The organism is Vreelandella glaciei, assembly GCF_013415125.1.
Classification (GTDB): domain Bacteria; phylum Pseudomonadota; class Gammaproteobacteria; order Pseudomonadales; family Halomonadaceae; genus Vreelandella; species Vreelandella glaciei.
Map to the genome: position 1 here is coordinate 18,432 of NZ_JACCDE010000041.1, position 21,430 is coordinate 39,861.

The 21,430-nt window shown below is 58.4% G+C and carries 15 protein-coding genes; 2 read left to right on the top strand and 13 right to left on the bottom strand.

The window, feature by feature from the left end; genetic code table 11:
* Positions 1-40 precede the first annotated feature (40 nt).
* From HZS80_RS20705 to fdhA, 4 genes are all read right to left on the bottom strand, one after another.
* Positions 41-1,180 (bottom strand): ABC transporter ATP-binding protein, encoded by a 1,140-nt coding sequence (locus tag HZS80_RS20705; protein WP_082072537.1) that lies wholly within the window; start codon positions 1,178-1,180, stop codon positions 41-43.
* A 316-nt stretch (positions 1,181-1,496) separates the two neighbouring features.
* Positions 1,497-4,340 carry a formate dehydrogenase subunit alpha gene (fdhF, locus tag HZS80_RS20710; protein WP_246362392.1) on the bottom strand — a complete coding sequence of 948 codons (2,844 nt, stop codon included), beginning with the start codon at positions 4,338-4,340 and terminating at the stop codon, positions 1,497-1,499.
* 11 nt (positions 4,341-4,351) lie between these two features.
* On the bottom strand, positions 4,352-6,070 hold the full coding sequence (locus tag HZS80_RS20715; protein WP_179917166.1) for an NAD(P)H-dependent oxidoreductase subunit E: 1,719 nt from the start codon (positions 6,068-6,070) through the stop codon (positions 4,352-4,354).
* Positions 6,071-6,209: 139 nt separating this feature from the next.
* Entirely contained in the window at positions 6,210-7,400 is a 1,191-nt protein-coding gene (gene fdhA / locus HZS80_RS20720; RefSeq protein ID WP_035560536.1) for a formaldehyde dehydrogenase, glutathione-independent, read from the bottom strand.
* Positions 7,401-7,643: 243 nt separating this feature from the next.
* Between fdhA and HZS80_RS20725 the strand changes: the two genes are divergently transcribed.
* Positions 7,644-9,224 carry a BCCT family transporter gene (locus HZS80_RS20725; protein ID WP_179917167.1) on the top strand — a complete coding sequence of 527 codons (1,581 nt, stop codon included), beginning with the start codon at positions 7,644-7,646 and terminating at the stop codon, positions 9,222-9,224.
* Between the two features lie 158 nt (positions 9,225-9,382).
* On the opposite strand, the gene etfB is transcribed toward HZS80_RS20725, so the two are convergent.
* The 9 genes from etfB to HZS80_RS20770 form a co-directional block, all read right to left on the bottom strand.
* The gene (gene etfB, locus HZS80_RS20730; protein ID WP_179917168.1) at positions 9,383-10,198 is read right to left on the bottom strand and encodes an electron transfer flavoprotein subunit beta; all 816 of its coding nucleotides are present in this window, start codon (positions 10,196-10,198) and stop codon (positions 9,383-9,385) included.
* The gene (gene etfA, locus HZS80_RS20735; RefSeq protein WP_179917169.1) at positions 10,188-11,492 is read right to left on the bottom strand and encodes an electron transfer flavoprotein subunit alpha; all 1,305 of its coding nucleotides are present in this window, start codon (positions 11,490-11,492) and stop codon (positions 10,188-10,190) included. The genes etfB and etfA overlap by 11 nt, the downstream gene beginning before the upstream one ends.
* On the bottom strand, positions 11,489-13,492 hold the full coding sequence (locus tag HZS80_RS20740) for a (Fe-S)-binding protein (protein WP_179917170.1): 2,004 nt from the start codon (positions 13,490-13,492) through the stop codon (positions 11,489-11,491). Before HZS80_RS20740 ends, etfA begins: the two co-directional genes overlap by 4 nt.
* A gap of 200 nt (positions 13,493-13,692) precedes the next feature.
* Positions 13,693-15,765 carry a dimethylglycine demethylation protein DgcA gene (dgcA, locus tag HZS80_RS20745; protein WP_179917171.1) on the bottom strand — a complete coding sequence of 691 codons (2,073 nt, stop codon included), beginning with the start codon at positions 15,763-15,765 and terminating at the stop codon, positions 13,693-13,695.
* Positions 15,766-15,787: 22 nt separating this feature from the next.
* Positions 15,788-16,333 (bottom strand): DUF5943 domain-containing protein, encoded by a 546-nt coding sequence (locus tag HZS80_RS20750; RefSeq protein ID WP_179917172.1) that lies wholly within the window; start codon positions 16,331-16,333, stop codon positions 15,788-15,790.
* A 179-nt stretch (positions 16,334-16,512) separates the two neighbouring features.
* On the bottom strand, positions 16,513-17,490 hold the full coding sequence (locus HZS80_RS20755) for a dipeptidase (protein ID WP_179917173.1): 978 nt from the start codon (positions 17,488-17,490) through the stop codon (positions 16,513-16,515).
* A 199-nt stretch (positions 17,491-17,689) separates the two neighbouring features.
* On the bottom strand, positions 17,690-18,832 hold the full coding sequence (gene gbdR / locus HZS80_RS20760) for a choline metabolism transcriptional regulator GbdR (protein WP_179917174.1): 1,143 nt from the start codon (positions 18,830-18,832) through the stop codon (positions 17,690-17,692).
* Between the two features lie 394 nt (positions 18,833-19,226).
* Positions 19,227-19,910: a LuxR C-terminal-related transcriptional regulator gene (locus HZS80_RS20765; protein ID WP_179917175.1), complete on the bottom strand. Its 684-nt coding sequence runs from the start codon at positions 19,908-19,910 to the stop codon at positions 19,227-19,229.
* A 209-nt stretch (positions 19,911-20,119) separates the two neighbouring features.
* Positions 20,120-20,677: a response regulator gene (locus HZS80_RS20770; protein WP_179917176.1), complete on the bottom strand. Its 558-nt coding sequence runs from the start codon at positions 20,675-20,677 to the stop codon at positions 20,120-20,122.
* Positions 20,678-20,928: 251 nt separating this feature from the next.
* Between HZS80_RS20770 and HZS80_RS20775 the strand changes: the two genes are divergently transcribed.
* Positions 20,929-21,312, top strand: a complete 384-nt coding sequence (locus tag HZS80_RS20775) for a hypothetical protein (RefSeq protein WP_179917177.1) — start codon at positions 20,929-20,931, stop codon at positions 21,310-21,312.
* Positions 21,313-21,430: the final 118 nt, after the last annotated feature.

Sequence of the window (21,430 nt, forward strand, 5' to 3'; positions counted from 1 at the left end):
GGCTACCGATTCTGACTGACGAACTTGACGACCGTCCTGCTCAGACATCCAGCGCGCGGCAATCGGCACTCGACCAGCCAACCTGAATGTGCTGACCAGGGCGCATAACACCAACACCTTGCGCATTGGCCGTCTTCAGAATGAAGTCATCGTTACCGCACACCGTTACCCGCGTACGCAGGTGGTCGCCCAGGTAGATGACCTCCTGCACGGTGGCGGTGAACTGGTTGTCGAATTGTTCTTCGGCATCCCCCGACAGAATGCTGACCCGCTCAGGTCTTAGCGACAGCGTCGTGCGCGAGCCTACGCCGCCCACGGCTATCGGCTTGGCAATCACCGTGTCGCCGCTATCCAGGCGCACCTTGCAGTTATCGCCGAGGTGCTCGCTGACCTCGCCAACCAATCGATTGTTTTCGCCAATAAAATAAGCGACGAAAGCGTTTTCTGGCCGCTCGTAAAGTTCATCCGGCGAGGCTAACTGTTGCACAATGCCGTCGTTGAAGACCGCAATACGGTCAGACATGGTCAATGCTTCGGTCTGATCGTGGGTGACGTAAATCATGGTGACGCCGAGGCGGGCGTGAATGCGTTTGATCTCGTACTGCATCTCCTCGCGAAGGTTCTTGTCCAGCGCGCCCAGCGGTTCGTCCATCAGCACCAGTTCAGGCTCGAACACCAGTGCGCGAGCCAACGCCACGCGCTGCTGCTGGCCGCCAGAGAGCTGCGCCGGTCGGCGATCGCCAAACTCCTCCAAGCGCACCATAGCCAGTGCCTTGGCCACTTTTTCCTTAATCTCTGCCTTGCTGAGATGGCGCACCTCAAGCGGGAAGGCAAGATTCTCGGCTACCGTCATGTGTGGGAACAGCGCATAGTTCTGGAACACCATGCCGATGCCGCGCTTGTGCGGCGGCAAGCCACTGATCGGCTCATCTTTCAGCAGAATTTCACCGTGGGTGGGGGTTTCAAAGCCTGCCATCATCATCAGGCAGGTGGTCTTACCGGAGCCCGAAGGGCCTAGCAGGGTAACGAATTCGCCCTTGCGTATATCAAGATTGAAATCCTTGACGACCAACTCGACACCGTCGTAACTCTTTTGGACATTGACGAAGCGGGCAAAACACGACGACGCGTCTGACGTCACTGCCGTTTCCACCCCAGCGTCTGCAAGGGTCTCGTTCATGCAAATTCCCCGTGACAGTCCCGTTGCGGCAAGGCGAGCGCACAATCCAACGCGCACTCACACCCCGACACGCATCCCCTAGAACCTGATTGATTTATATTTTTTTCTTAATGCTTGTTAACGACCATAAGGGTTGCTCGTGGCGCATGACAATTTTCGTCGGGACAATTAGCGTTGAATATCAACATGCCACAGGCACAGCAAAGTCAACTACGGCCGGGTGCCTTTAAAGTCGAATCATGGCATCGCGCATGGAGGTTTCTTCCTGGGCGATAGGTCGTTGCGATAGGTCGTTGCGATAGGTCGTTGTCATTGATCAGGCCTCCTCACCCGCAGGGCTCAAATGACAAGCCGCGTACTTGAACTCCGGTATCTTGCCGAACGGGTCCAGCGCCGGGTTGGTCAGTAGGTTCGCCGCCGCTTCTCCGTAGCAGAAGGGCACGAAGACCATCCCCTCTGGCATGCCTGGATCCGTCCTCACTTTGAGGGTGATAGCTCCTCGCCGGGTGGCAATCGTCAGATCATCGCCTGGCACCATCCCAAGCCGGATAAGCTCAGCGGGCGACAGGCTTGCTACTGCTTCCGGCTCCAGGTCGTCGAGAACTTTGGCGCGGCGAGTCATAGAGCCGGTATGCCAGTGCTCCAGCTGACGCCCGGTGGTCAGCACCGTCGGATAATCATTGTCCACCGGCTCATCCGGGGGCAGCGGGCGGGTAGGCGCAAACTTTGCTCGGCCACTGGCCGTGGGGAAGGCCTCAGAAAAGACCACGTCTTGCCCCGGCGCATCTTCTGCGGAGCAGGGATAGGTGACCGACCGCTCGCGCTCCAGGCGCTCCCAGGAAATATGATTCAGCGAGGCCATGCCGCGCTTCATCTCGGCAAACACGTCCCGCGGGTGCTGATAGTTCCAACCCAGACCAAAGCGTTTGGCGATTTCCTGAATGATCCACCAGTCCGGCTTGGCCTGGCCGGGGAGCGGCACCGCCGCACGCCCCAGCTGTACCTGACGATTCGTATTGGTGACCGACCCATCCTTCTCCGGCCAGGCAGAGGCTGGCAGGATGACATCGGCGAACTGGGCGGTCTCGGTGACAAACAGATCCTGTACCACCAGATGCTCCAGCTTGGCCAGGGCAGCCCGGGCATGGGCGAGGTCCGGGTCGGACATGGCCGGGTTTTCACCCTGGATATACATGCCACGAATAGTTCCTGCGGTAATGGCATCCATGATTTCCACCACGGTGAGGCCCGGCGTGGGATCCAGCTTGGTATTCCACAGCTCTTCAAACGCCGCGCGTACCTGGGCATCGCTGACCGGCTGGTAGTCCGGCATCACCATGGGAATCAGCCCGGCATCAGACGCGCCCTGAACGTTGTTCTGCCCCCGTAAAGGATGCAGGCCGGTGCCAGGGCGGCCTGTCTGGCCACAGGCCAAGGCCAACGAGATCAAACAGCGGGCGTTGTCGGTACCGTGAGTGTGCTGGGAAACACCCATTCCCCAGAAAATCATCGCTCGCTCGGCGTTGGCATAAAGCCTTGCCACTTCGCGGATGGTTGCGGGCTCCACACCGCACAGGCCGCTCATCGCTTCGGGGGTCATGTCGACGGTATGAATTTTCAGGGCCTCGAAGCCCTCGGTATGCTCGGCGATATAGGCCGTATCATAAAGCTCTTCGCTGATGACCACATTCAGCATGGCATTAAACAACGCCACATCAGCGCCCGGTGAAAAGCGCACGCTCAAGTGGGCGTAGGCATCCAGCGCCTGACCACGGGGGTCGATTATCACGATCTTGGTGCCGCGTTTGGCGGCCTGCTTGAAGAAGGTGGCCGCCACTGGATGGTTCACCGCGGGGTTACAGCCGGTAAGAATCACTACATCGGCTTGGCTGGCCTGCATAAAGGAGGCGGTCACCGAGCCTGAGCCAATGCACTCCATGAGTGCCGCTACTGAACTGGCGTGGCACAAACGCGTGCAGTGATCCACATGATTGGAGCCAAAACCGGTGCGCACCAGCTTCTGGAACAGCCACGCTTCCTCATTGGAGCACTTGGCGCTGCCGAACCCCGCCAGGGCGTCAGGGCCATGGGCCGCTTTAATATCCATAAGCCCACTGGCGGCAGCCTCCAGAGCTTCATCCCAGCTCGCCTCGCGGAAATGAGTTAGGGGCTTGCCGGGGTCGAAGTCCGGATCGAGCCCTTTAGCGACGCCCTCTCGACGAATCAGCGGGGTGGTAAGCCGTGACGGATGGCGCGGATAGTCATAACCGAAGCGCCCTTTGACACATAGCCGGTTCTGGTTGGAGGGGCCGTCACGGCCTTCCACATAAAGGATCTCGTCGTCCTTGATATGGTAGGTGAGCTGGCAGCCCACTCCGCAATAGGGGCATACCGAGTCGACCTTGCGGTCAGCCACCGCAGAATCGCCGCGCCCTGCCTCATCCACCAGGGTAGCGGGCATCAGGGCGCCGGTGGGGCAGGCCTGAACGCACTCACCACAGGCCACGCAGGTGCTATCCCCCATGGGGTCGTCGAAATCAAACACGATCTTGGACGCCGCCCCGCGATGTGCCAGGCCGATAACGTCGTTGACCTGTACTTCGCGGCAGGCGCGCACGCACAGGTTGCACTCGATGCAGGCGTCAAGATTGACGCGCATGGCAGAGTGGCTGCTGTCTTGCGCCTGGCTATCCGCCCGGGAAGCCACATGGTGCACGGTGGGTGTTTCGCGCTCGTCGCGCCGGGGTAGCTTGCGGCGCACCGCCGTGGCATCAATAGCCAGTTGGTCGGCCATGGCCCAGAAATGGCTGGCACGGTCGGGGCTATCCTCCCGCTCGGGTTGGTCAACCAGCAGCATCTCCATGACCATTTTACGGGCCGTGTGCGCGCGTTCGGAGCTTGCACTATTAACCACCATGCCCGGGGCTGCTTCGCGCAGACAGCTGGCAGCCAGGGTGCGCTCGCCCTCAATCTCTACCATACAGGCGCGGCAGTTACCGTCGGCGCGGTAGCCGCTGGCGTCCTTGAAACACAGGTGGGGAATGGTCTCGCCGGCGCGCTTGGCCACCTGCCAGAGGCTTTCACCGGGGTAAGCGCTGACCTCAACGCCGTCCAGCGTCAGCGTGAAGCTGGTGCCTAGGGTCTGTTCATTCATGCTCATGTTCATCTCCCCTACCCCTTGACGATGACGTTCTGGGCGGCAAGTTCGCCGCGAAAATCCTTGAGCAGCCCCAGCACCGGATTGGGAGCCGCCTGGCCCAGCCCACAGATGGAGGCATCGATCATCACCTGGGAGAGCTGCGTCATCAGCCCGGCATCCCATTCGTCGCGTTCGAGCAGCGTCAGCATTTTTTCCGTGCCCACCCGGCAGGGGGTGCACTGGCCACAGGATTCATCGGCAAAGAAAGCCAGCAGATTGGTCGCAACCCCGCGCAGGTCGTCCTGATCAGAAAGCACGATCACTGCGGCCGAACCAATAAAACTGCCGTGCGCCTGAAGCGTATCGAAGTCGAGGGGAATATCGGCCTTGGCTGCGGGCAGAATACCGCCAGAGGCGCCGCCGGGCAGGTAGGCTGCCAAGCGGTGGCCGTCGGCCATACCGCCGCTATACTCGTCAATCAATTCGTTGAGGGTGATGCCCGCAGGCGCCAAATATACGCCGGGCTGTTTGACCCGGCCTGAGACCGAGAAGCTACGCAGCCCCACGCGGCCGTTGCGCCCTTGGCTTGAGAAGGCCTCCGCGCCGCGCTGCCAGATCATGGGAATCCAGTAGACGGTCTCGACGTTATTGACCAGCGTTGGACGGTCAAAGAGCCCCTTCTGGGCCACAAACGGCGGACGATGGCGAGGCTTGCCCGGCTTGCCTTCCAGAGACTCGATCATCGCCGACTCTTCGCCGCAGATGTAAGCCCCCGCACCACGGCGCAGCACGATGTAACCCGGCGCCACCCACCCAGCGGCCTCAAGCTCGCCAATCGCCTCGCGCACCACGCCATGCAAGGCCGGGTACTCATCACGCAGATAGATATACAGCGCCTCGGCGTCTATCGCCCAGGCACTGACCAGGGCCCCTTCAAGAAACTGGTGCGGCGAGCGTTCCAGGTAATAGCGGTCTTTAAAAGTACCAGGCTCGCCCTCGTCGGCATTGATGGCGCAGTAGCGGGGCCCGGCCTCCTGGCGCACGAACGTCCACTTCTTGAAGGTAGGAAAACCCGCACCGCCCAGGCCGCGCAGGTTGGCCTGCTGCATCGCTTCCATCAGCGCTTCTACCGTAACGTCGCCGTTGTGGCAGGCCTGGAGCAAGGCCAATCCGCCCTCGCGGCGATAGTCGTCAAGTCGCTGCCAGTCGATGGGGTCGGGGTGAAAGTGCGCCGCCTGGATCACTGAGGCGATGCGTTCCTGGGTGGCGAACAGCACATGATGATGTCCCACCTCGGCCACCGGTGCTGTGTCGCAGCGCCCCATGCAGGGCGCTCGCAGCACCCGCACCTGCTCGATATCCATGTTCGCGTCCAGCTGTGCTTTAAGCGCCTCGGCACCGGCTAGTTGGCAGGTCAGGGAGTCGCAGACGCGAATGGTCACTGCCGGCGGCGGCAGCTGATCGTCGTGAATGACGTCGAAGTGCGCATAGAAAGTGGCGGTCTCGTAGACCGCTGCCATGGGCAGGTTCATATAAGCCGCCAAGGCACGCAGTTCCGCCAGCGGCAGATGGCCCCGGGTGTCCTGAATGACATGCAGGTGTTCAATCAGTAGGTCGCGGCTGTGCAGCGTGGCGTCCTGGCGTTCGTCGCCCAGCAGCTCACGTAACCCCTCAAGAAGGCGGGGATCAAGTTCACGGCCACGGGGTTTACCGCGGAAGCGGCGCTTGGGGGTCACGGTATGGACGGTCATTGAATACCTATTATTATCTTGATCGGCTTTATGCCGAATGAACGAAGACGGCACCCCGCGGGGCGCCGTCTAGGGTCGCACTATCACGCCCTCAGGCAGGGGGCCAGGGCTTATTACTCAGTGCTTATTAAATAAGTTATTAAGCCACACTGCCATGGGGGTCAATGACAAATTTCTTGGCAGCACCGCCATCGAAGTCGGCATAGCCCTGAGGCGCCTGATCCAGAGTGATCATCTGAACATTCACCGCATCAGCAATATTAACCTTGCCGAACAGGATCGCCTGCATCAGCGGCCGATGGTACTTCATCACCGGGCACTGGCCGGTGTGAAAGCTATGGGACTTGGCCCAGCCGAGACCAAAGCGCATGCTCAGGGCGCCCTGTTTGGCGGCGTCGTCAGCCGCGCCAGGGTCTTCGGTCACGTAGAGGCCCGGGATGCCGATCTGGCCACCCGCACGGGTCAGCGTCATCGCAGAATTGAGCACAGTGGCGGGCGCTTCTTTACCGTGGTTACAGCCACAGGCATGGGCTTCGAAGCCGACGCAGTCGACAAAGGCATCAACCTCACGTTCGCCGAGAATCACCTCGATCTTATCCGCCATGTCACCGTCCTGGGTCAAATCGATAGTCTCACAACCAAAGCTGCGCGCCTGAGCCAGTCGCTCTTCGATCATATCGCCGACGATCACGCAGGCCGCACCCAACAGCTGAGCGGAAACTGCTGCCGCCAGCCCGACGGGCCCAGCACCGGCAATATAGACGGTGCTACCAGGCCCCACACCGGCGGTCACGCAGCCGTGGAAGCCGGTGGGAAAGATATCGGAGAGCAAAGTCAGATCCTTGATCTTCTCCATGGCCTGATCGGCATCCGGGAATTTCAGCAGGTTAAAGTCGGCGTAAGGAACCATCACGTATTCGGTCTGGCCGCCGACCCAGCCGCCCATATCCACGTAGCCGTAGGCGGCGCCAGGGCGGGCGGGATTGACGTTGAGGCAGATACCGGTGCGGCCTTCTTTACAGTTGCGGCAGCGACCACAGGCAATATTGAACGGCACCGAGACTAGATCGCCCGGACAGAGGTACTCAACGTCGCGGCCGCACTCGACAACCATGCCGGTAATCTCGTGGCCGAGTACCAAACCCGACGGCGCAGTGGTGCGGCCACGCACCATGTGCTGGTCGCTGCCACAAATGTTGGTGGTCACGACCTTGAGAATCACGCCGTGCTCGCATTTGCGATTGCCTAGAGCGAGCTCAGGATAAGCGATGGACTCAACGGCGACTTCACCCGGCCCCTTGTAGATCACTCCGCGGTTGGCTGCATTCATGGCTGGCTCCTGTGATTATTGTTGTGTTTGTCATGGTTGATGGCGCTTTTCCACCCTAGCCCCTCCGCGTCTTAGGACTTACCCCAAAAAGGCACTCACATATCTATTCAAGACATCCTAGCCAAGATGAATAGCTGGAGGTCGCTTTCACGACACTGCTGCTTTGAAACAGGCTCAACACTTCCTAGCGTCGTCGATATGACGCAACACCGACGCCTAACAAGAGCCAACCAAGGACCCCCAATGAAGAACAATGACGACCCGGTTCTGTCGCCTGGACAGGACAATACCCAGATAATGGGGTTGGATTTTCATAACCCCGTCTTTCCACTCTCCGCTCTCGCTATTTTGCTGTTCATTCTTTACGCATTGGTCTACCCGGATGCGGCTAATACGCACCTGGGGCTTGCCAAAAACTGGTCGATTGAACACTTCGACTGGTTATTTATGATTGCAGGCAATGTGTTTGTGGTGTTCTGCCTTGTACTGATCTGCTTGCCGCTAGGGCGGATTCGTCTGGGCGGCAAGGATGCAAAGCCGGAATACACGCGCACCTCCTGGTTTGCCATGCTGTTTGCGGCAGGTATGGGAATCGGTCTGATGTTCTGGAGCGTGGCCGAGCCGGTGGCCTACTACACCGATTGGTACGGAACGCCCTTGAATGTTCCAGCAGGCACGCCGGAAGGCGCCAGCGCCGCCATGGGTGCGACCATGTTCCATTGGGGCCTCCACCCCTGGGCCATTTATGGAGTGGTAGCCCTCTCACTGGCCTTCTTCTCCTATAACAAGGGCTTGCCGCTGACGCTTCGCTCCGCTTTCTACCCCATCCTAGGCGAAAGAACGCGTGGCTGGGCAGGCCATATCATCGATATCCTTGCCGTGCTGGCCACTATTTTTGGCCTGGCTACCTCGCTTGGTTTTGGCGCGACCCAAGCAGCTAGCGGCCTCGCCTATTTGTTCGACATTCCTAATACCATCGGCACGCAGTTGGCAATCATCGTGGTGGTCACGGTGATCGCGCTGTTCTCGGTATGTCGGGGTATCGACGGCGGCGTCAAGCTATTCTCAAACATCAACATGATTATCGCGGCGGTGCTGCTCCTGTTTGTGGTTGTAGCAGGACCTACTCTAATGATCCTGACCGGCATTGGCACCACGGCGATGGACTACGTGGGCCACCTTCTGCCTTTGTCGAACTGGGTTGGTCGCGATGACGATACTTGGTATCACGGCTGGACCATCTTCTACTGGGCGTGGTGGATCTCCTGGTCCCCGTTTGTCGGCATGTTCATCGCCCGCGTATCCCGGGGCCGTACGGTGCGTGAGTTCCTGATCGCGGTGCTGTTGGTACCCACACTGGTCACGCTAGTATGGATGAGTGCCTTTGGTGGTACGGCGGTTTATCAGGCTTCAAACGGCGTTGGTGAACTGGCCAACGGGATTGGCGACGTTTCACTTGCCATGTTCCACATGCTGGAGCAGCTCCCCCTGACCAGCATCACCTCGACGCTGGCTATCATCCTGGTGCTGGTGTTCTTTATTACCTCATCGGACTCCGGCTCGCTGGTCATCGACAGTATCACCGCCGGCGGCAAGACCGATGCCCCCAAGAGCCAGCGGGTTTTCTGGGCCACGCTGGAAGGCGTGATTGCCGGTGTGTTGTTGTACGGCGGGGGAAGCACCGCCCTAAGCGCGCTACAGGCGGGCGCGGTGGCCACAGGGCTCCCTTTTACCGTGGTGCTTCTGGTGATGTGTTTCAGCCTTTACAAAGGGCTCCACAAGGAGTGGGGAGAGCTCAACGCGGTACCAAAAACCGCTAGTTAATCCCCTTTCAGCTGCCCGTCTACTCGGCGGGCGGTTGTCTTCTTGTTTATTCAGACCTTGCTGGCTAATCGACAATAAAAAAGACGTGGACCACCGTTCAAGCCCGCCACAAAAGGCGGGCTTGAACGGTGGTTAAAAGCTTGAAGAGCAAAAAAGCTTTAACGCAGCACATCCTCTTCCTTGAGCAGCTTGTAGATCGCCTCGGCGCCTTGCTCGGGGGTCACATCGGCGAGCACTTGCCCGCCCTTGCCCTCAGACTTGGCGGCCGCCTTGAATCGATCTCTGGCTGACGCAGCTTTGACAATTTTCAGACGCTTAGGCCGTTTACGTGCAGGGGCCAGATGCCACTGGGCCAGCTCGCTGTCGGCTTCAGGGGTAGTGGGCGTGATCGCAAAGGTGGCTCGACGCGCCGGGCCGAAGGCGCTCTGGCGCGCCACCGGCGCTGCTTCATCCACGCTGATGATGGCGGGCAAGCGCACCTTGAGACGGCGACGCTGGCCCCTTGGCAACGCCTGAAGCAGCGTTACCACGCCATTTTCCACCTTTTCTACCGACGCCAAACTATTAACCAATGGCCAGCCGAGATGTTCTGCCAACGCATAGGGCAAAAGCCCAGAGCCTTCACCGCGCTCTGCCCGGGCACCGGTGATCACTAGCTGGGGCGCGGTAGCGGCTAAATGCTCCACCAGGGACAGAATGGCATCGCTGCCCGCGGGCTGTTCGAGCAAGGTCATGGATTCAAGCCCCATGCCCAGGTAGCCGCGTAGCGCCGATTCGCTGTCATCCGCCTGGGGCCCCGCATGCAGTACGCTAATCCGAGTGCCAGGCAGTTCGGCTTCCATGGCCAGCGCTAGCTCCAGGCCCCGGGCATCCTGTTCGGCGCGCCGCGCGCGTCCGGTTGTCGGGTGACGGCCTATGGAGACCAGCACTGCCACATCGATTCCCTGCTGTTGTTGCTGTCGATCAGGCTGCATCGCGCTGACCTCCCCGCTGCTGTTCCACCATGGCCACTAACGCGGCCAGAATTTGCGTGCTGTCGCCAATCACCGCCAGGTCGGCGCGCTTGATGATGTCGCACCCCGGATCGAGATTAATCGCCACCACCTTGTCGCAGCGCTGAATGCCCTGCAGATGCTGAATAGCGCCTGAAATACCCACCGCCATATAGACTCGGGCGGTTACCCAGGTGCCGGTCGCACCCACCTGACGATCGCGGGCCATAAAGCCGTCGTCCACCGCGACACGGGACGCCCCTTCGGTAGCACCCAGCACTTTCGCGGCGTGGTGGAAGGCATCCCACTGTTTAACACCGTTGCCGCCGGAGAGGATGAACTCGGCCTCGGCCAGCGCCACGCCGGCGGGATCCACCGCCACCTGCCCCAGGTCTTCAATGCGCGATAGAGTGGTGGGAATTGACGCTGCCAGGGTCAGGTGCTCGGCCGCATGCCGGGTCTCGTCCACCGGTTCGGCGCACTCGGCCAGCACCAGGGCAACCCGCGGCAGAGGGCGCTGGATATCCAGGCTTCCGGCGCCGCCACGAGCCGTACAGCGCCAACCCAGTGGAGACTCGTGGTCAGCTTCGATCTGCCACACCCCCGTGGCAGCGCGTTCGCCCAAGCGCAAGGACAGACGCCGCCCCAGATCGGCGCCCCCCAGCGGGGAGTCAGGCAGCAGCCAGAAGCGCGGCGTCATCTCCCGCTCGACGGCGCTTAAGGCCGCCAGGCGCGCTTCAGGCGAAAACCCCGCGTAAAACTCATCATCAAGATGCACGACGCGATCGATACCGGCTTCGCCCAGCGTCTGCTCCTTAAGCTCGCCGTCCCCCTCGCCCTTATGCTCACCAAATAGGATCGCCACCACAGCGCCGGGCTGTTCGGCGTCGGCATCCGCCACACGCCGGGCCAGGCCCAGCAGATCCTTGTCATGTCCAGAGAGTCGCCCGCCGGTCAGGTCGGGCACCACGGCCACCAGGAAGGCGGGCTGATCAATGGTCACCGTACGGCGGCTATCGCGGGCCGCCGTGCTGGCCGCGGTGGCCTGCCCTCCTTGCTGGAGGCCACTACGATCAATCCGTTTGACGCCATTGGGACCGATAAAGCCGATGGCACGAGGATCCTTGCGCACCACGCCGTTGGGACCCAGCCATTCGCTAACCGCTCCGCCGCCCCTGTTTACACCCAAGGCGGCCAGCACCGCGGCGTACTCGGGGTGCAGACGATTCCGGGCGATCCACTCGCGACGCGGATCGCGACGTATAATCTCGCTCATACGGTAACCTCTTCAGCCGTCGTCGTTGCAGCAGGCCGGCGGGGCCCATCAGACGCATCACCCGCGGGACGCTCTACCAGGGCATCGGCCACCAGCTCGGCGATATCACGCACTTCGGCGCTGGCATCCACCACCCCTTCCAGCATGGCGGTACATTGAGGACAGCCCACTGCGACCAGCTCGGCGCCGCTCTCTTTGACGTCATTCATGCGCATGTCGGGAATCCGCCGTTCACCGGGAATATCGGTAATCGGTGCCCCGCCACCACCCCCGCAGCAGCGCGAGCGGAAGCCGGAGCGTTCCATCTCCTTGACCTCGATGCCCAGCGCCTTGAGCACGTTGCGAGGTGCCTCGTACTCACCGTTATAGCGCCCCAGGTAACACGGGTCGTGATAGGTGACGCTGCCGCCTTTCCAGGGAGTAAAGGTCAACCGACCGGCATCAAACAGTTCGGCGATGAAGGTGCTGTGATGACGTACCACATAATGACCGCCCATCTCACCGTACTCGTTGCCCAGCACATGAAAACTATGGGGGTCGCAGGTAACAATCTGCAAGAAGCGATACTGAGCCAGGGTGGCAATATTGCGCTTCGCCAGGGATTGGAACGTCGCTTCATCGCCCAGACGCCGGGCCACGTCGCCGCTATCGCGCTCTTCAGTACCCAACACCGCGAAATCGACTTCAGCGGCGCGCAGCACTTTGACCAGTGCGCGCAAGGTGCGCTGGTTGCGCATATCAAAGGCGCCATCCCCTAGCCACAACAGCACGTCGACCTGCTTAAGATCTGCCATGAGCGGTAGGTTAAGATCCGCCGCCCAGTTGAGCCGCGAGCCAGGATCGAAACCGCCTGGATTGTCGGTAGCGATCAAATTGTCGAGCACCTCGGCGCCCTTATTGGGCGTTTTGCCCCGCTCCAGGGTCAGGTGGCGGCGCATATCGACAATCGCATCCACGTGTTCGATCATCATCGGGCACTCTTCCACGCAGGCGCGGCAGGTCGTACACGACCAGAGCGTATCGGCGTCAACCAACGCCTTCCCCTGCAGCGCCACAATGGGCCCGTGGGGAAAGCCTACGTGTTCACCTACCGGCTTGCCCCCAAGCCCTTGTGAAGGGTGCGGGGAACCGGCATAGGCGGCATCGCTGCCTCCCGCCATACCCTCCACCATGTCCTGGATCAGCTTCTTGGGGTTGAGCGGCTGACCGGCGGCAAACGCCGGGCAGACCGCTTCGCAGCGGCCGCACTGCACGCAGGCGTCAAAGCCCAGCAGTTGGTTCCAGGTAAAGTCAGCAGGCTTTTCCACCCCCAGGGGCGCCGCTTCATTCTCAAGATTGAGCGCCTTGAGCCCCGTTGACCGGCCGCCCCCAAAGCGCTCGGCGCGGCGATGGAAAGCCAGATGTAAGGCGCCAGCGAAGGCGTGCTTCATGGGCCCGCCCCAGGTCATGCCAAAAAACATTTCCCCCAGGCCCCAGGCCACGACGCCCGCTAATACCAGCGCCAGCAACCAGCTACTGCCCCCTTCAAGCAAACCTTCGGGCAGCAGACCTACCGTGGGCAGCGTGATCAGGAAGACGCCTATCGAAAACGCCATCAGACTCTTGGGCAGGCGCATCCAGGGGCCTTTGGAGAGCCGAGCTGGGGGGTTAAGCCGCCGCCGCGCCACGAAGAGGCTACCGACGAACATGGAGGCGCTCGCCAGTAGCAGTAATCCACCTAGCAATGGGTTGGCGATCCCCAGACCGTGCACCAGGATCATCAGCACGGCAGCGGCCACGAAGCCACCGGCGGTGGCCACGTGGGTGTGGGAGATCATTTTGTCGCGCTCCACTACATGGTGCAGATCCACCAAATAGCGGCGCGGCAGGGCCGCCAGCCCCTTGAACAGGTTCACCCGCGAGGGGCGCCCCTGGCGCCACAGGCGCATACGCCGCACGGCGCCGATGACTGCCAGGGCCAGGGCAGTAAAAATCAGTATCGGCAAGAGCGTTTCGAGCATGGTACTCACCTCATCTTTCGCGGCGGGGCTGCTCCGGCGGCAGACCTCTGCGAGGGCGCTGTGAACCCATCCCTGGGCGCTACTTTTGACATCTGACCGCCATGGATGGCGGAAATGCCGTAAACGTATGGAACTGTTTTACGGCCTTGTCAAAAGACCCTCGCTACGGTCTGCCCCCGGCGCCCCGGCTCTCGCTCAGGTCAAAAGTCCTTGCAGATTCGCAAAGCATCGTAGATAGCCGCATGAGTGTTACGCGGTGCCGTGCAGTCGCCCAGGCGGAACAGCAGGAAGCCATCTCCTGACTCGCTCAGACAAGGCTGCGGCTGGATTGCATAGAGTGCTTCCAGATCCACCTGCCCTCTGTTGCGGGACTGCTCTTTAAGAGCGTAATAAAGCGCCTCATCAGGGCGTACACCGTTCTCAACGACCACCTGATCCACCACGCGCTCTTCCAGAGCCCCGGTGTACTCGTTTTCGAGCACCGCCACCAAGCCATCGCCCTCGCGGTATACCTTATGCAGCATCAGGTCGGAGGACATGATCACCTCCTTCTCGTAGAGGCTGCGGTAGTAGGTTGGGAAGGTGGTACCGCCCACCGCCGCGCCGGGCTTGATATCGTCGGTGACGATCTCCACCTTGGCGCCCTTATCGGCGAGAAAATCCGCCGCCGAGACGCCGGAGAATTCGCAGATGGCGTCATAAAGCAGCACGTTCTTACCGGGCGCCACTTTGCCTGAGAGAATATCCCAGGTGCTGACCACCAGGCTCTCCTCGGCACTCTCCGAGTAGCCCCACTCTGGGTGCTGGCTAAGGAAGGGCTGGCCACCGGTGGCGAGCACCACGATATCCGGGCGTAGATCGAGCAGCGTCGCCTCATCGGCGCGGGTGCCCAGACGCAGGTCGACTTTTAGCCGCGCCAGCTCCAGCTGGAACCAGCGAGTGATACCGGCGATCTGGTCACGCTGGGGTGCCTGGGCGGCAATCGTGATCTGCCCACCCAAGGCGTCAGCGGCCTCAAACAGAGTGACATCGTGACCCCGCTCAGCGGCTACCCGCGCTGCCTCCATGCCGCCGGGGCCACCGCCCACCACGACGACTTTGCGTTTGACGCCCTCGGTTTTCTCAATGATGTGGGGCAACCCCATGTACTCCCGGGATGTCGCGGCGTTCTGGATACACAGTACGTCCAAGCCCTGGTACTGGCGATCGATGCAGTAGTTAGCGCCCACGCACTGTTTGATCTGATCGATCTGGCCCATCTTAATCTTGGCGATCAGGTGAGGGTCGGCAATATGTGCCCGGGTCATGCCCACCAGATCGACATAGCCCCCTTCGAGGATACGCTGGGCCTGATTGGGATCCTTAATGTTCTGGGCGTGAATCACCGGCACGTTCACCACTTCCTTGATCCCCGCCGCCAAGTGTAGGAAAGGCTCCGGCGGGTAGGACATATTAGGAATAACGTTGGCCAGGGTGTTGTGAGTGTCGCAGCCAGAACCGATAACGCCAAAGAAATCCACCATACCGGTGGCATCGTAGTAAGCGGCGATCTGCTTCATATCGTCATGAGAAAGACCGTCCGGGTGGAACTCGTCGCCGCAAATCCGCATGCCGACACAGAAGTCGTCGCCCACTTCAGCACGTACGGCTTTAAGCACTTCCATACCGAAGCGCATACGGTTCTCGAAGCTACCGCCCCACTCGTCCTCACGCTTGTTGACCCGTGGGCTCCAGAACTGATCGATCAAATGCTGGTGCACGGCAGAGAGCTCAACACCGTCGAGGCCCCCTTCCTTTGCCCGGCGAGCGGCCTGGGCAAAGTCGCCGACAATACGCCAGATCTCCTCTTCCTCAATGGTCTTACAGGTCGAGCGGTGCACCGGCTCACGGATACCGGAGGGTGATACCAGGGTCGACCAGTCGAAACCGTCCCAGCGGGAGCGGCGCCCCATATGGGTAATCTGGATCATGATCTTGCCGCCATGCTTATGCACGGCTCTAGACAGATTCTGGAAGTGCGGAATAATACGATCGGTGGAAAGGTTTACCGAGCTCCACCAGCCCTGAGGGCTATCGATGGAGACCACCGATGAGCCACCGCAAATACAAAGGCCACAGCCCCCTTTGGCCTTCTCCTCGTAGTACCTGACGTAGCGCTCCGTGGTCATACCGCCGTCGGTGGCATGCACCTCGGCGTGAGCGGTGCTGACCACACGGTTGCGGATAGTCAGCTTACCGATCTCGATCGGCTCGAAAATTGCGTCGAATGCCATGCTTGTCTCTCCTCGTACCCCATTAGCGGGCAGCGTCGGTTAGCGGCTGGACGGTAAAAATACCTACCTCACAGCCAGGCTCGGCGGCACTCCGGGTCTGCTCAGCAACGGTACGCAGTGAACTTCCGCAGGCAGCGAGGATTTGATCCATGGCACCGGCGAACCATCCGGTAAACATGTACTCTTCCTTCTTGCCGGTGTTACCCAACTGGTAAACAAACGCGCTGTGCTCAAGGCGTACTTGAGCAGTGCCCGAGTCGAGATCAATCTGTTCAGTAATGAATAGCCCCCAACCACGCTGGGAAAGGCGGGTCATGTAGTGCTCAAATACCGCCTCTCCACTAATGTCGTGTAGCTCAGCCTCTTTCTCACACCAGTGCCAGGCGCTCTTGTAACCTGCGTGATAAAGAATTTCGGCATACTTCTCAGCACCTAGCGCCTCTTCCACAGCTACGTGGTTATTGATAAAGAAGTGCCGTGGCACATAGAGCATAGGCAGCGCATCGGTCGTCCAGACACCTGTTTCGCTATCCACTTCGATAGGCAGTGCGGGGGCCAGTTTGGTCACGGTGGTATTCCTCGAATCGTTGTTATGTCAGGTTATCGACGGGGCTACCCCGGGAGCATGCCTACGAGGAGGCGCTATGAATCCATCCCTGGACGCTACCGACGCCATCCCTGGCGTCGGACCTCCTCTACGGCATGCTCCCGGCGCCCCTCACTTCGGAGGCAGCCGCCTGCGCTTAGTCAGGTGCCCCAGACATCCTTGAGCACGCGCACCCAGTTCTCGCCCATGATCTTGCGCACCTGGGCCTCGCTCATTCCCCGCTTGAGGAGTGCCTCGGTGAGATTGGGGAACTCCCCAATGGTGCGGATGCCCTTGGGATTGATGATCTTGCCAAAATCGGTCAGACGACGGGCGTAGCCCTTGTCATGGGTCAGCCACTCGAAAAACTCTTGACCATGTCCCTGGGTGAAATCGGTACCGATGCCGATAGCGTCCTCACCGACGATATTCATGACGTACTCGATCGCCTCACAGTAGTCTTCGATGGTGGAGTCGATGCCCTTTTTGAGGAACGGCGCAAACATGGTGACACCCACAAAACCGCCGTGGTCGGCAATGAACTTCAGCTCTTGATCAGATTTGTTGCGCGGATGCTCTTTGAGGCCGGAGGGCAGGCAGTGGGAGTAGCAGACGGGCTTTTTGGACTCGAGAATGACCTCTTCGGAGGTCTTGGCACCGACGTGAGAGAGGTCGCACATGATGCCAACCCGGTTCATCTCAGCAACGATTTCGCGGCCAAAGCCAGACAGTCCGCCGTCACGCTCGTAGCAGCCGGTACCCACCAGATTCTGGGTGTTGTAGCACATCTGCACGATGCCCACGCCCAGTTGCTTAAAGATCTCTACGTAGCCAATTTGGTCTTCAAAGGCATGGGCATTCTGGAAACCGAAGATGATGCCTGTCTTGCCCTCTTCTTTAGCGCGAGTAATGTCAGCGGTGGTGCGAACAGGGCGCACCAGATCACTACACTCCGCCATCAACTGGTTGGACTTGACGATATTATCGACCGTAGCCTGAAAACCTTCCCACACTGAGACGGTGCAGTTGGCAGCGGTAAGACCGCCGCGACGCATGTCCTCAAGCAGCTCACGATTCCATTTGGCGATGATCAGGCCATCAATGACGATAGCGTCATTGTGCAGTTCAGAGGGGGTCATGGCTAAGCTCCAACATTGGTTAATGCAGCGAGCATAGCGCTGACGTTGGCTTAGACGGCGCTTGGAAACGACGGCGGAAATTCCAAAAGCGTCATGGTGTCGAGAACACGACAACTACTCGCGCCATAAAAAAACGTGCTGCCCGTCACCGAGCAGCACGTTTCAAGCATGTTTCAAATTAGTGATGACGCCGTGGGTATCAGCTTAATAGCCGCACGCTGGCAAAGGTGGGTTCGCCTTGGGCGTTTGCCAGAGCCTGGCGAGCGCACGAGGACGGCTCGTTGGCAGTGGGCGCCTCTCCCCAACGCTTTATAAAAGGCGGTGATTTGCTGCTATTTCCCTGCCTGTCGTGGCTACCCAGGCGCTCGTTTCTCGGCGGCACACCAAAGTATTCGCGGTAGCACTTGGAGAAATGGGGCGTGGAAACGAAACCGCAAACAGATGCAATCTCGATGATCGACAGCGGCGTTTGCTTGAGTAATTGTCGCGCACGTACCAGCCGCAGCTTAAGATAATAGCGAGACGGTGAACAAAGCAGGTAGCGTTGGAATAATCGCTCTAACTGACGGCGCGACACATTTACATAGCATGCCAGTTCATCGAGCTCGATGGGCTCTTCCAGGTTGGATTCCATCAAGGCGACGATTTCCAACAGCTTGGGCTGAGTAGTGCCCAGCACGTGCTTAAGAGGAACACGTTGCTGATCATGTTCGTTACGCACGCGCTCGTAGATAAACATTTCAGAAATGCCTGCCGAAAGCTCACGGCCATGGTCATGCGTAATCAAGTTGAGCATCATATCGAGCGGCGCGGTGCCGCCCGAAGCGGTGAATCGATCCCGATCGATAGAGAAGAGATAGGTCGTCAGTATGACGTTCGGGAACGCCTCCTGCATGGAAGCCAAACACTCCCAATGGATGCTGGCTTCATAATGATCAAGTAACCCCGCCTGGCCCAATGCCCAACTGCCCGTACAGACCGAGCCTAACCGCCTTAGCTTACGCGATTGCGACTGAAGCCAGCGCACATGCTCACGGGTAACGCTGTGTTGCGGGCCTACTCCGCCGCAAACGACCACCCACTCCAATGACAGCGGCGCGTGCATAGAGGCATCAGGCGTCACCTGCACGCCATCGCTGGCACGCACCGGCAAACCGTCTTGTGTCAGGGTGTACCAGCGATACAGTTCGCGGCCGGCCAGTTGATTGGCCATTCGCAAGGGCTCTATTGCCGACGCCAGGGAAATCAGTGTGAAGTTATCTAACAGTAGAAAGCCAAGGGTCTGCGGTTCGCCTACACGTTTGGGATTTACTGCCGGGTTTGCTGCTTGATTTGAAATCATCGTTTTACCCTCCGTCACCTTTGAGCATTATATTTTTTCTTGTTAGCGTAGGTGTCGCTGGCGTCTTTTAGTTGCCCTTTACTGCGTTAAACTCTCACACGTTCAGGGGCGCATTGCTCTTTGGTCGTATATTGGCACGAACAGGGCGGATAGCGACAAAACTATCGCGTAGATCGAAGTTTTTGTCGTAAATGAAACGCCAGACGTCGCTCCCGAAACCGTTGTCAGTTACGAAAATTACTTTTTCGCAGTCTCAACGTCAGGGCTGGAATTTTTATATAAGTTACGCGCGTCTAAAGCGTTTAAGCGCTATAAAGTACGTAATCTTACAAAGACTAATAAAATTAGGGTGTTGAAAATTGTTAGCGTGGTTTCGCCGAACAAGCAGTCAACCTCAGCGAGTTTCATCAGTGTCTTGAGGCGTCATAAATAGGCCCAGCCGAATGGCTTCGTGGACCAAGCCAGCGGTGTGTCTGACGCCTAGGCGGCGCATGATATCGGCGCGGTGGGTCTCGACGGTTTTGATACTGACATTGAGTTGATCGGCAATGGCTTTACTACGAAAACCGCTTGCCACCAGCGTGAGTACTTCACTTTGTCGAGTCGTTAAAGGGTTTTCCTGAATGGCCGTAGCCCCCACGACGGAAGCGGCATCGACAAACTCCTCCGGCTCCATCGCTGTGAACACAAAACGTTCACCCCGCGCTGCTTTTTGAATGGCCATTTCCAAAGCATTCACACCCGCATTTTTGTGTAGAAAGCCATAAGCTCCCTCTTCAAAAAGACGCCGAATAAAGCTATCGCTAGAGTAGGTAGAGAGAACTACTACACGAATACCGGGACAGGCACTCCGCAGCTGACTTAAAGAACCGAGCCCGTTTGAAGAGATAACCGCTGCGTCAATGAGCGCCACATTAACGTTATCGTGAGCTGCCGCTTTCATCAGTTGATCCTCAGATTCCACTTCAGCAACCACCGACATGTTGTCGAAGGTTTCGATAAGGGAACTGATCGCGGAGCGCACTAAGCGATGTTCATCGGCTAGTAATATCCGGATGATATCTTCTGAACGTTTCATGGCAATATGGCACGGACCTTGAAAAGGTAAAACCTGACGTAAAACCCCTTCGTTAGCGCGGGTTCAATCGCTATCAATGGATATTTATGGTTTCACCCTTTCTCAGCTGCAAAAGCTAGATTGAAACCAATAAGAGAAATTCGGTGGCGCCTGCTCGACCCCGCACGGTACCGCACTGCCCACCAAATCAGTATAAGTAAAAACCCTGATTATTGTTCTTGTTGCAGGATGCCTAAGCGCAACGCTTTGCTAATGATATCGTCAATTGAATAGCGGCCTTGAGCAGCATTGATAGAAAAGCGCTCACCTTTGGGCAGCTCTTCGATATCCAAGACCTTAGACAATCGCTTGAGTATCGTAGGACATAAAAAGATCTTCCCCTCTACGGCAGCCTGCAGCGCTATTTCAAGCTCGCTGACGCCAGCCTCGCGTAACAGAAAACCATTGGCTCCGGCCTCCAACGCTCTTTTTACCTCAGTAAGACTAGGATTAATCGAGAGAAAAACTACGCGCGTTATTCCGCCACTTTCGCGCAAACGCTGGGTTGCTTCAAACCCTTCTTGGCTAGGAAATTGTGCATCAATCAAGACGACATCTGCATGCACTTGTTGCGCTATTTCACTCAGCCTGTGCGAGTCAGAAATACTAGCCACCACCTTTATATCTTTGAAACGCTCAATGACCCGGCAGAGCCCCTCTCGAATGAAACCGCTTTCATTGACGACCACTACTCTGATGGATAACTCAGAATTGCTTTGTGGATTCATTCACGCACCTCCACCCATGCCTGCCTGTGTCGTGGCGCGCCCTGCCAATTAGAACGTTCCCTGTAACCATTCAGCAAAAAACAATAACGTTATATTACGATGCGAATACCCACTTCCGCTAGCCTGTTGAGATTTATTTCAGCAAAAGACGTAATAACTCACCTACACAAAAACACTTATATAAGTTTGAAAAATACCAGTAGGAATGATTAAATCAAACAAACATCTCGTTTAAAGAACGAGGGCGATGAATGTCATTGGCTTCATCACTCTCGTGGTCAGTACCTCATCAGGCCCACTCTATGGATGACAATAGCGCCCGCTTCACCCGTCTTAAAGACGAGGATGCTCGGCTGACCGAGCTGCGTTCGCTCGACCTCCTGGACACCTGTCAAGAAGAGCATTTTGATCGTTATACCCGTCTGGTATCGCAAGTCTTCAATGCCCCTATCGCCGTTATTTCGCTCATCGATGAAAATCGCCAGTGGCTTAAATCCTCGATAGGTATGGAGAACCGCGAAATCTCACTTGAGCACTCATTTTGCGTACATGCCTTAAAGCATGGATATCTAGAAGTCTCTGACACCCTGACGAACGATTTTTTTCGTCACCATAAAGCGGTGACGTCATATTGAACCGCCCCGGCTTTACCGGAGACTCCATATCTTGAGAGGATGGAGTTATGAACTCACCAAAACGATATTCCCCAGAAGTCCGGGAGCGAGCTGTTCGATTAGTCCTTGAACAGCAAGG